10 protein-coding genes are annotated in these 12,129 nt (G+C 58.7%); 2 read left to right on the top strand and 8 right to left on the bottom strand.

The annotated features are described in order from the left end of the window. Positions 1 to 25: 25 nt before the first annotated feature. The 7 genes from SBC1_RS26975 to SBC1_RS26945 form a co-directional block, all read right to left on the bottom strand. Complete coding sequence (locus SBC1_RS26975) at positions 26 to 586, bottom strand: fimbrial protein (protein ID WP_165101800.1); 561 nt, start codon at positions 584 to 586, stop codon at positions 26 to 28. A 382-nt stretch (positions 587 to 968) separates the two neighbouring features. Continuing rightward, positions 969 to 2,378 carry an MFS transporter gene (locus SBC1_RS26970; RefSeq protein ID WP_370469685.1) on the bottom strand — a complete coding sequence of 470 codons (1,410 nt, stop codon included), beginning with the start codon at positions 2,376 to 2,378 and terminating at the stop codon, positions 969 to 971. Positions 2,379 to 2,473: 95 nt separating this feature from the next. Continuing rightward, positions 2,474 to 3,919, bottom strand: coding sequence for an NAD-dependent succinate-semialdehyde dehydrogenase (locus tag SBC1_RS26965; RefSeq protein WP_165101798.1), 1,446 nt, complete (start codon positions 3,917 to 3,919; stop codon positions 2,474 to 2,476). Beyond that, positions 3,916 to 4,953, bottom strand: a complete 1,038-nt coding sequence (locus SBC1_RS26960; protein ID WP_165101796.1) for an aldo/keto reductase — start codon at positions 4,951 to 4,953, stop codon at positions 3,916 to 3,918. Before SBC1_RS26960 ends, SBC1_RS26965 begins: the two co-directional genes overlap by 4 nt. 95 nt (positions 4,954 to 5,048) lie before the next feature. After that, complete coding sequence (gene fae, locus SBC1_RS26955) at positions 5,049 to 5,588, bottom strand: formaldehyde-activating enzyme (RefSeq protein ID WP_165101793.1); 540 nt, start codon at positions 5,586 to 5,588, stop codon at positions 5,049 to 5,051. Positions 5,589 to 5,775: 187 nt separating this feature from the next. Continuing rightward, positions 5,776 to 6,066 carry a DUF1272 domain-containing protein gene (locus SBC1_RS26950; protein WP_165101789.1) on the bottom strand — a complete coding sequence of 97 codons (291 nt, stop codon included), beginning with the start codon at positions 6,064 to 6,066 and terminating at the stop codon, positions 5,776 to 5,778. Positions 6,067 to 6,133: 67 nt separating this feature from the next. After that, entirely contained in the window at positions 6,134 to 7,519 is a 1,386-nt protein-coding gene (locus SBC1_RS26945) for a gluconate:H+ symporter (protein ID WP_165101785.1), read from the bottom strand. A 1,402-nt stretch (positions 7,520 to 8,921) separates the two neighbouring features. On the opposite strand from SBC1_RS26945, the gene parA reads away from it, so the two are divergent. Then, on the top strand, positions 8,922 to 9,584 hold the full coding sequence (gene parA / locus SBC1_RS26940; RefSeq protein ID WP_165101782.1) for a ParA family partition ATPase: 663 nt from the start codon (positions 8,922 to 8,924) through the stop codon (positions 9,582 to 9,584). Between the two features lie 24 nt (positions 9,585 to 9,608). Continuing rightward, a complete protein-coding gene (locus SBC1_RS26935) occupies positions 9,609 to 10,673 on the top strand; it encodes a ParB/RepB/Spo0J family partition protein (protein ID WP_165101779.1) in 1,065 nt (354 codons plus the stop codon). Between the two features lie 106 nt (positions 10,674 to 10,779). On the opposite strand, the gene SBC1_RS26930 is transcribed toward SBC1_RS26935, so the two are convergent. Continuing rightward, entirely contained in the window at positions 10,780 to 12,129 is a 1,350-nt protein-coding gene (locus tag SBC1_RS26930; protein WP_165101774.1) for a replication initiation protein, read from the bottom strand.

Below are 12,129 nucleotides of genomic sequence, written 5' to 3'. Positions count from 1 at the left end.
ACCCGCAGACACCTGTCGATACGGCTTACTGGTAGTCGACCGTGTACTGCACCGAGGTGTTGACAGGACCCGCGGTGGCCTTGCCCGTGGCGTAGTACTCAGCGAAATACTTCAGGTCCGCAGCGCCTGAAACAATCGCCGCGCCGTTGCCTGCCATGTCGTTGTTTTCGCCGGTGACCACGTTGATGGGCAAGTGCGATGCGTTGAGCAAGCGAACCTGGACGTTCTGCGCGCCGGCCGGGGCCTGGTTCGTCAGATAACCGGTGGTCTGGTCAATCGTCGGGCCGTTTTCGAAACGCGCGACGGCCTTGGTTTCGGTCGAGCAGCCGCTCAGCGCGAAGGTCATGTCAGTGGCAGCGGTCGTGCCGGCGGTTGCGCCCTTGGCCCCCAGGGTGCTGTCCGTCACGGTCGGCAGCGTGACATTCTTGTCAGCGGCGCCCGCCGTTTTTGCATCGATCGAGCACGTTGTATCGGTCACGGCCCCCGTAAAGGTGATCGTGCCGTCAGCCGCGGCGGCGCCAGTTGAAGCCAAAGCCATAGTGGCCAGGGTTGCAGCAGCAGCGAGGGTGGAGATGAATGATTTCATGAACGTTTCCAATAGAGAAATGAATGATGTCGTGTAGACGCTTTCGGCGCTTAGGACTACTAGCCCAGTTAATGCCGAGCGCATGCGAGCCACCGTTTTTTCATCGTCTGGATTCGTGTGGGAGGCGATGAACCGGTTCGTCTGCGAGTGAATGAATATTAAGACGGGGCACCTCGGATGCCTCTCGGAACTCTCCGAAAGAATTAGGACGAAATTGAGAATTATTAGGAGTGAAACGGTGCGGGCGGGGGGTGAGGCGAGCGCGTTCGGGAACGCCAAAAGGCGTCCGCGAATGCGGACGCCTTTTGGGGGTTTAGCTTTTAGATAGGCTCAGGCGGGTGAGGAGTTTCGGGAGCGGTGGGGCGTGCGGGGTTTGTTCTCGTTATGAGGAACCGCTTGCGGCGCGCAAAGTGAGGTTACGCGTCTCGGGCGCCCAAGCCATCGATACGATCATGCCAATCAGCAGCACAGCGGCCAGCACCATCATTGTGTAATGGAACCCGATCTCCGCGATGCCAACGGGCAACAGGAACGTGCCGATCGCCGAACCGAGCCGACTGCATGCAATGGCTAGCCCAACACCTGACGCGCGCACTTCTGTCGGAAAGCATTCCGGAGGGAAGACACCGACGAGATTGCTGAATGCCGACATGGTCAAGGTGAAGACAGCGAACGCAACGATCATGGCGAGCGTTGCGGACGATGGCAGCAAGCTCATGGTTACCAGCATTGCGCAGGTGACTGCGAACGATCCGATCAGGAAGTGTCGGCGCGGCAGCTTGATGGTCAACCAAATTCCCAGCACCGCGCCAATCACCAGCACCGCATTCAGCAGCAGATCCGCACCGAAACCATTGCTCAAACCGATGACCTTCAGGATGCCGGGCAGAAAGGTGTAGATAGCGAAGTAGGGAATCACCAGGCAGACGAAGAACCCGCAATTAAACAGCGTCCTGCGGATCAGGTCGGGCTGAAACAGACGCGCATAACCCTGTTTCGTGGTGACGCTGGCCATTGCATCTTCCGCGTCAAGCGTTACGCCGGGCCCGAAGTGCTTAAGCACAATGTCATTCGCCTCCTTGACGCGCTCCTTGCCAAGCAGCCAGCGCGGCGATTCCGGCGTACCAATACGCAATACCAGCACGATAAGCGCAGGAAGGCTCGCGGACGCGAGAAGCCAGCGCCAGGCGTCGGGTCCGGCGTCTCCATACGACATGCCGAGCACGTTCGCTACGACGTAACCGATAGTCCACACCACGCTGAATGAACCCAGAAGTGCACCACGATGCTTTCGCGGCGAAAATTCGGCGAGGATCGCGTGGCCCACCGTGAAGTCGCCACCCATACCGAAGCCGATCAATACCCGCAACGCGAATAGCTCCATCGGCGAGGTAGCGAAGAATTGCAGGAACGCCGCTATCGTGATGATGACAAAGCTGCTAAGAAAGATGCTCTGACGTCCCAGTCGATCCGACAGCCGGCCAAATACCAGGCTGCCGAGGAAAATCCCGATCAAAGCGGAACTGCCGATTGCCCCCATCCAGAATGAGTCGAGTGGCATCTGCCGGTTCATCGATGCCAGCGCGTATCCCACCGTGCCGAGCGCATAACCCTCCGTAAAGTGCGCGCCAAATGTCAGGCCCGCAATTTTCATGTGAAACCGGTTTAACGGAATGTCGTCGAGTAAAACCGGCTTCGGCGTCTGCGGCGCTTGCGCACGAACAGGTGTTGTGCCCGCATGAGGCGGCGGACTGATCGGGAATGCATTGCTTGACGTGTCCTGATGACTCACTGCGTCTCCTTACCTATATGTTCTTCAATTGCGCCGATGCCGGCTAAAAGCGCGGGCGGCTTCACCACTTGCACGTAGCCGGCATCTTTCGGCGTTCAGCGCTCAGTGCCCATCAGGCCGCTGATCATCATGTACTTCATTTCCATGTATTCATCGAGGCCATACTTCGATCCCTCGCGGCCCAGACCTGATTGCTTGACCCCGCCAAACGGCGCCACCTCCGTCGATATAATTCCTTCGTTGATACCCACCATGCCGGTCTCGAGTGCGTCGGCCACCCGCCACGCGCGGCCCAGGTCACGCGTATAGAAATAGGCGGCAAGTCCGAACGGCGTGTCGTTGGCAAGCGTGATCGCTTCGGCCTCTGTTTCGAAGCGGAAGCAAGCTGCCACTGGTCCGAACGTTTCTTCCTGCGCGATCGACATGGTGCGGTTCGCGTGAGCGAGCACCGTCGGTTCGTAGAACGTCCCGCCCAGCGCATGGGGGCACCCCCCAGTTAGTACGGTTGCGCCCTTGCTCAGCGCGTCCTGGACGTGATCGCCGACTTTCCTGAAAGCGGCCTCGTTGATGAGTGGCCCCTGATCGACTTCCTGCTCGAGCGCGTCTCCTACGCGAAGCTTGCGCACTGCCTCGGTCAAGCGTTGTGTGAATTCTGCATACACGCCCGCCTGCACGAAAAATCGATTCACACATACGCAGGTCTGGCCGGTGTTGCGAAACTTCGATGCCATCGCGCCTTGCACGGCAGCGTCGAGATCGGCGTCGTCGAACACAATGAACGGCGCGTTACCACCAAGTTCGAGCGAGAGCTTTTTCAGCGTGTCCGCCGATTGCGCGGCGAGCAGCTTGCCCACGCGCGTTGATCCGGTGAAGGACAACTTGCGCACCACGGGTGATGCGGTTAACGTCGCGCCGATCGCGACAGCGTCTCCGGATACGACGTTGAACACGCCTGCCGGGATGCCGGCTTCCGCCGCGAGCACAGCGAGTGCGAACGCGCTCAACGGCGTTTCCTCGGACGGCTTCAGCACCATGGTGCAACCAGCCGCCAACGCAGGGCCGGCTTTGCGCGTGATCATGGCAAGCGGGAAGTTCCAGGGCGTGATGGCTGCGACCACGCCGACCGGCTCGCGTGTCACGATGATCTTCGAACCGGGCTTCGAACTCGGGATCACGTCGCCATAGCTGCGTTTCGCTTCCTCGGCAAACCACTCGAGGAAGCTTGCAGCATAGGCCACTTCGCCTTTCGCTTCCGCGAGCGGCTTGCCTTGCTCACGGGTCAGCAGTTCAGCGAGCGCGTCGCGGTGCTCAAGCATCAGTTCACCCCAGCGCCGGACCCGCGTCCCACGCTCTTTCGCGGTGAGCGAGCGCCAGACAGGAAACGCGATCTCCGCAGCGCGGATGGCTTCGTGCGTTTGCGCTGCGCCGGCCTTCGCGACATCTGCGATCACTTCTCCCGTAGCCGGATTACGGACGGCGTAGGTCTCGGCGCTTTTGTGCCAGGCCCCATTGATGTAATGCTCTTTGCGAAGCAGATTCATGCGGCGTCCTTCATCGGTTGAACGAAGTCGCCTTGCGGCGCGCGAGCTTCGCGTGCTGTGCGGCGTCCAGCCGTGTAGTCATTGATGACGTCGCACGGCGTGTAGTTACGGTCGAGTTCGTACAGTTCTTCGGCGTCCAGGCGCGTGCCGAGCGCACTGAGCGCGCTATCGAACTGGGTGGGCGAATCTGCACCCACCAGCATGCTGGCGACGCCGTCGCGCTGGAGTACCCACGCCTGCGCGATTTGCGCCGCGCTCACGCCACGCCGCTTTGCCACGCGCGCGACCGACGCCGCAATCTCCCGCGACGCCGCGTCGCTGTACATTTGCGACGTGAAGAAGTCGGTCTGGTTACGCGTGGACGCCGGGTCGCACGTCAGGAGACCGCGCGCCAGCGGGCTGAAGACGGACACGCCCAATCCCTGGTCGGCGCAATACGGCATCATTTCGCGCTCCTCCTCGCGGTATGCGAGATTCAACTGCAACTGCATGTTGATAGGCTTGTGCCAGCCATGCCGCTCGCAGATCTGGACAATCTTCGCCAGTTGCCACGTGTACATGGTCGATACCCCGATATAACGCGCCTTGCCCGAACGGACGATGTCGTTCAGCGCGCCCATGGTTTCCTCCACGGGCGTGGCGGTATCGAAGTAATGCAGCATGTAGATGTCGACATAGTCCATGCCCAGCCTGCGCAACGATGCGTCTATACCGTCAAGCACGTGCTTGCGCGAATGACCGCCGGCGTTCTGATAAGCGCCCATGTCATAGCCGACCTTGGTCGTCACCACGATTTCCTCGCGCCGCGCAAGACGTCCGAGAATGCGGCCGACGACTTCCTCTCCGACGCCAGCCGAATAAAAATCCGCCAGGTCGATGAAGTTCACTCCGGCCTCCAGCGCGTGCCGGACGATTGGCTCACTCTTTTGTTCGTCAAAAATCCACGGCTTCCATTGCGGGGTGCCCATATTCATGGTCCCGAGACACAGGCGCGATATTTTCAGGCCTGACTGGCCAAGACGGACGTATTCCATTCTTTGAGTCTCCATGACGCGTAGCGACGGTTGCCGACGCACGGCACCGGCACGCTGATTTTTAGAGGGCTGCCTGCATTAGAGGGCGGCCTGCATCAAAGGGCTGCCTGCGGCGAGCGGGGCGTGTAGAAGGGATTCGATACTTCACGCGCCGCGGCGAACACGTCTTCCTTCGACGGCAAGCCGAGCATGGCGGCCTTGATGGCGTTTTTTGTCGCGCGGTAGTTGTTGCGAAAGACGGCGTCGAGATCGTCTGTAGACGGGTTCACCCAGTTCGCTGTCACCACGACCCAATCGTTTTCCGCTTCAGGCGGCAACGTACCGTCTTCGAGCGATTCCGCGACGGCCTTCGCTATTCCCGCTTGCGATGCGCCCCAGGTTGCGTTGCCGTGGAATTCACCGGCGATGGGGGCCTTGTTGACATACAGCGTAAGTGGTTTGGTCGGCACGCCAGGCTGCGCGATGACGACAAACGGCGCGTGGCCAGCCGAAGGCGTGGCGAGCGCGGTGGCGAACGCTTGACCGGCAGGGCCATTGCGCGGGCCGACGAGCACGTTGATATGAGCGAGATTGACGCCCGGGCCTTCAAAGCCCTCGCCAATATGGAGGGTACGGCCGGTTTGGGGTGTTGGCATGCTGGCTTCCGTTCATGGAGTGGATCGATGAACAGATTGTGCGAGCGCGCGTCGATGAGGAGGAATCGACGATTCGTGCGGACGGGTATGAGCGCCGCTCAGATCCGGGAATGCCCTGAGGCGGGGGAATGCGGCGATTGTGACGAATGCAGCGTCATCGGCTGACGACCCTCACGCCTGCTTGCGTTTATCGTTCGGACGGCGGGATCGCACTGTAGCGATCGAAGAATGCGCGATGCGCTTGTTCGTTCACGCCGGCCGGGTGCACGTCGGTTGACGCCGGCCGGTGCTCGAGCATGGCTTTCGGTCGAATCGGGCGCAGCTGGAAACCGCCACCGCAATTGGGGCACACGTTGCTGAGCCGGGACAACACGCAGGCTTCGCAGAACGTGCACTCGAAGCTGCAGATCATCGCGTCGCGCGCGTCCGGCGGCAGCGCTTTTCCACAGCATTCACAAGAGGGGCGCAAGGCAAGCATGATCGATATCTCTTTTTTTGCAGTTTAGGGTCGGAGTGCCCGCTTGCCCTGCCAATCTGCCCACGATTTACGTCAGCACGCCCCACATGACCAGCGTCAACGCGAGGCCGACCACCGAGACGATGGTTTGCAACACCGACCAGACGTAGACGGTCTGCTTCAACTGCAAGCCGAAATACTCGCGGATCATCCAGAAACCGGCGTCGTTGACGTGGCAGAAAAACACCGAACCGGCGCCGATCGCCAGCGCCAGCAGCGAGTTGTGGGTCGTGCTTAAGCCCGCCACGACCGGGGCGATGATCCCCGCGGTGGTCGTGGTCGCGACGGTCGCCGAGCCGGTCGCCTGCCGCAAGGCCACTGCGATCAGCCAGGCCAGCAGGATCAGCGGCATGTGCGAGCCAATGGCGATCTTGCCGATCGTCGTGCTGATACCGGCGACGACAAGCGTCTGCTTGAGACCGCCCCCCGCGCCGATGGTCAGCAGCAACGCGCAGATCGGCGGCAAGCTTTTGCGCAGGATGCCGCCCACCCGGTCACGCGGCATGCCGCGCGACCAGCCCAGCGCGACGATCGCGAATAGAACGGTGAGTCCCAGGGCAACAAGTGGCTCACCGAGAAAATTGAGGGTATCGAAGAGAAGGGTTTCAGGCTGAATCGCCAGTTTCGCGACCGTTCGGCCAAGCATCAGGACGACGGGCAGAAGAATAGTCAGCAACGAGATGCCGAAGCCTGGCGCGTCGAGCGCTCCGTTTGCATCGACTTTCGATGAGAACAGCTTGCCCATCTCCTCCGGCTCCTCCACGTGCATGCGACTCGACAGCCACATGCCGTAGACCGGCCCGGCGAGAATCACCGCGGGAATGGCGATAATGAAACCGAGTCCCATGGTGATCCCGAGGTCCGCATGCAGCGCACTGACGGCGATCAGCGGACCTGGGTGCGGCGGCAGCAGCGCGTGCAACGTTGTCATGCCGGCGAGCGCGGGAATCGCAATACGCAGGATCGGCTGCTTCGAGCGGCGCGCCATCACGAAGATGATCGGCACCATCATCACGAGACCCACCTCGAAGAAGAGCGGCAAGCCGATGATGATGGCCACCAGCGCCATCAGCCACGGCAACGTGCGCGGTGTGGAGTGATCGAGGATGGTGGAGACCAGCCGGTCCGCCGCACCCGATTCCGCCATCAGCGCACCGAGCATGGCCCCGAGCGCGATGATGATTCCGACATCCCCCAGGATTCCGCCCGCCCCTTTGCTGAATGCGCTCGCGACTGCTTCCAGCGGCAAGCTCGCCGTGAACCCGGCGACAAAAGTGCCGACGAGAATTGAGAGAAACGGCGCAAGTTTCAGCGCGCTGATGAGAACGATGATTGACGCCAGACCGAGCGCGCATGCAATGAGAAGACGCGTGTCGTGGGCGGACCACGCGGCGAGAGTCGAGGTCAGATGCACTGAAATGCCCTTGGCTAAGTGGAGGGAGTGACTGGTTTGTCCGTTTGCTCTTTGTTCGCGACGGCCGGTGCTGCGGCACTAGTACGTCGCAGGCATCGCACGGTCGCCGGATTTTACGAGCGAACGCTTACTAAATACTTGGGATGCTTGCAGATCGTAGGGATTTGGCGGTGATTTTAGGTGATGAGGATGACGTTTGATTGGAGGTAGCCGGATTAGTCTCGCTCACTCGTTCTCTAGCGGACACGGGTGGACGCGATTGCGCGCTTTACGACTTCAGTACGTTAACCGGGTTGAGGGCTCGCATTGCTATTTGTCCGATTCATTTCCCGTTCTTTGCGTCTGGAAGTCCCGGTCGATTAAGAGCCTCATCGAGACTAGCTTCCAAGATGGCGGGGGGTGGCCGTCGCATGTGACGTTTATCATGTTTAATAATTGTAATTATTTGAATTTCAATCTGAAGCAGCGATTGTGGTGAGCACTACGACCGCAGTGACCGGCACGGCGAGATGCGCATTGGACAAGCGGAAGCGCGCGATGGCAAATTTCGATGGTGCCAGGAAATGGCAGCGAACAAGCATCTGCAGATGACGTTTTGGCCTGCAGATCATCCCGGGCGTCTCGAACCCGACGCGGACGTTTAGAACTGTTGGAATTGCAACGCCGATTAGGCTGACTGTTGGGTTTTGTTCCAATCATCGAGGCGGCCACCTTCAGTCCCTCGACTAGCGGCTTCGGAAACCACCAAGGGTGATGCCAGACTTTATGCGCATAAAGCTCCCTCCTTGACGGATTCCTGGCTCGCCCCGACTCGTTGTCGCTTTCTGCCGAATGACGCACTCATCGCAGCCGCAATCGCGACAGTCGCGGTACGAGCACGTGTTAGACATATCGTCTTTGGGCAGGACAAAAGGCGCTGTGCATTAACGTCGCCGTGCGATGACTCATTGATTGAGACAAATTTGGCATTCTGCAGCGACCCGGACTTACCCGGCTCCACTATCTCTCACTCAACGCTCGAAGGCGCTGGTGCGCTACTGAAATACCCAATCCACGCACCAAGGCCTCGCGACCAGAGGCAAGATTCCCCAATTCAATCCGACTAGAGATCATGGTCCTGATGCTCACCGAATAGCATCGACTCACTCTCACAAACCACATACAAAAAGCCAGACTGCAGTATGAGAAACCAGCGTCACGTCCCTCAGCCTCTCCGCAAAACCTGCCGTAGATTTCAATCCATGACGACGGCATTAGCGCGCAGCCGAGCAACTCCAGTCCCGCCAAACTTTATGCGCATAAACCCAACAAAAACCCGGCCTAACGGCCAACGAGATGAGTTATCGCTAGAAAAATTGCGTTTTCAATGTAAAATTCAAAAAGCTAAATTTGGGAGCAAAACGTGGCAGCTGAAATCATTGCGATCACGCAGCAGAAGGGCGGAGTAGGAAAAAGCACGATAGCAATGCATCTAGGCGCGGCGTTTCACGAGAAAGGAAAGCGGGTGCTCGTCGTAGACGCGGACGGGCAAAATACCCTGGTCCACTGGGCTAGCGCTGCGTCCGATGAGGATAGCGGCATCCCGTTCCCTATTGTGAACCTGTCCGAAGCAGGGGCCCAGATTCATCGGGAGATCAAGAAATTCGTTAACGACTACGACATCATCGTCGTCGATTGCCCACCCTCAATTACGGAAAAGGTATCGGGCGTCGTCCTTCTCGCTGCGACGGTTGCCATTGTCCCGACATCGTCGTCACCTGCCGACTACTGGTCCAGCGTCGGTCTCGTCAAACTCATTCAACAAGCGCAGGTCATGAATGAAGATCTGCGCGCCGTGTTTCTCCTCAATAAAACCGAGGAAAAACGCATGCTGACGCGCGAACTGAAGCGGGCGCTGGAGGAGTTGGGTTTCCCTTTGCTGAAAACCCAGATTCCTACACGCGAGTGCTACAAGCAGGCGATGGCGCTAGGCCAGACCGTACTTCAGATGAGCGACCGCGGGGCGCGACTGGCAGCCATTGAAATACGTGCGTGCGCAGACGAAGTTCTCGCCATGCTTCCCTGACTTTATGCGCATAAAGGATCCTGAATGAAACCTACCCAGTTCGCAAAAGGGTTCAAAGCCCGGCCCGATACGACCAGCAGCGAAAAGCGCACGGCCCTTGATCGCATCAACGCTATCGATGAAATCGTCAATCAAGAGGCAGGGAATGATAAGCAGGCCACCGGCCGCTCGAGCGCTTACGCCGAAGATGAGTTTCACGATGACGCAACATCGCAGGAGTCGGAACACTTCAAGGCGTGGCGCCGGAAAAACAGATATGTACACGGCCAGGTCATTGAGTTGCCGTTAAAGGCCATCAAGCCGAGCCCGTTCAACCCCAGGCATTTCTATCTGAAGGCGTCCATCGCAGAATTGGCCGTTAATTTGGCGAAGCAGGGCCAGCAGCAAGCCATTCACGTGATCCCCGATCACGAAAGCCCGGGTACTTTCTTTGTTAGCGATGGTGGCCGGCGAGTGCGGGCGTTGAAGGAAGCCAACAAAGAAACCGTGAAGGCGATTGTCATCGACCTTCCTATTGGCATTGAAAGCTACAAGCTCGGGTATGACCTAAACGTACAACGAGACTCGCAAACCGTCTTCGATAACGCCATTGTCTGGAAGCGTTTCCTCGATGAAAAGCACTTCCAGAGTCAGCGAGAACTCGCCGACCACTTGGGCCTCGACGAGTCCACGATCGCCGTCGCTTTGGCTATCGCGAAGCTACCCGAGAACGTGATGCATGAAATGGTCGCCCGGCCGGATCGATTTGGTTCGAATATGGCGTATCAAGTTTCACGCTTTCATACGGCGCGCGGTGCAGATGCCACGCTGCGGTTGATCAACAAAATTGCATCGGATGATCTGAGCACCCGACAAGTCGCCGACATTGTGAAAGGCCGTGCGAGCGCGCAAGAAACACCGAAACCCCCAGGCCGTCAACGCTATGCGCAGCGGTTGGAAATCAAGCTGGACGGGCTTGCGGTGGGCGACCTTAAGACGTACGGGGACGACCGGCTTGAGTTGCGCTTACGTGGTTTATCGAAAGACAAACGCGACGAAATTCTTCAACAGATAGAGAAGATACTGCAGGCGGACACGGTAAAACAATAAGGCAACCGGGGTAACAACGCGCGAGCAAACGGCACACGAGAGAAACGAATAGAGGACGACCGAGGGACAAGCGCGACTTCAGTTGCTATCCCCCCAAACGTGGTTCTTACGCGCTGCGGCTCTGATTCAACGTGAATGCCAGCAGGTCGCCGTCTGTTGGCTCTCCCCATGTCTTGCGCGCAAGCCAGTCAAAAAACGAGGTTTCTCCCATTTTTGAATCGAGCCCCCGCTTGCGCCAATCGTCGCGCATGTGGGTGCCTAGCTCCGGCAACACATCTTCCTCAAAGGTTTGACGGGCCAGCTCCCGTTCAGACTCACCTTGTTCCTCGTATAACGAGCGCGCTTCCTTCCGGCGGAACACAGAATATTCGCTCAGCAAACGTGCCTTCAGGTCGTCCGCTGGCGCTCCATTGGTTTTCGCTGGAGCAGCTACTGCCGGCAATGCTTCGACCTGGGGCGCATAACCCTTCTTCAAAGCATCCTTGAAAAGCGCCGCCGCACTTCGCACCGGCGGCAACGACGTGCTTCGCATTCTCTGCTCGGTCATTTGCAACGCCGAACGAATTCGGTTTTCCTCGCTATCCGCATAAAGCGTTTGCGCATCTTTCAGCGGAATCCCGATTTTCACCATGCGATCGACCAGCGTACTGTCGAACACGTTCGGATGTTCATCGAGCGCGAGCATAGGCTGCTTACGCTCGGTCACGCGAAACTGGATTTCAGCTACCCGCCGGCCTTCCCTGTGCTCGATCAACTCGACAAAGATGTTAGTAACGGCATTGACTTCCGCAATGGCGGGTCGAAGATAGTCGCGCTTGAAATATTTGTACTCGCGCTTGGCTTCGTCGCCCGCTTCGGTGTCAGGCGTTCCTGAGAGGATCGGCCGCCACCATTCCCAAGTCTCGCGCATAGTGAGATGACTCGGGTTCGTCAGATAGCGGACGCAGATTTCGTACAGCGCGAGGCCAGCGCTGCTGCGGAGTTGACTTTGAAACTGCAGACTCAAGCGCGCGTATTGCACAGGGTCGAGCAGCTTTTTCTTGATCTTCGGGGCGAAGGAAAACTCGACCCACACCCGGCGCGTGGCAGGGTCTTCGAGAATTTCGGCGTCGGCAATCAACGTCGATATGCCCCACTTACGCCCAGGCTTCAGACTCGATGTGCCTGTGCTCCACTCAACCTGCACCGACACCATGCGGCGCAAATGCTCTTTTACCAGCGCGGTATCGTTGGAATCGAACGCCGCATTCGCGACAATGTCCGATAAAAGCGCGCGATAAGTGTCCCCGGATTCATCCGCCTGCTGAGCGACAGCCAGCAGCACGTTGAATAACTTACGAGTCAAAAGCGTAATCTTGCCGCTTTTTGGCTGGATAGCAATGGCTTCGACGGCTTTTCGCAGCTCAGCCGAACTCGGACTCACTATGTCGGTCTTCTTCGCGCGTTTGGTTGCCAT

Origin of the sequence: Caballeronia sp. SBC1 (assembly GCF_011493005.1) — a bacterium.
Taxonomy (GTDB): domain Bacteria; phylum Pseudomonadota; class Gammaproteobacteria; order Burkholderiales; family Burkholderiaceae; genus Caballeronia.
This window is presented reverse-complemented; position numbering and strand designations above follow the sequence as displayed.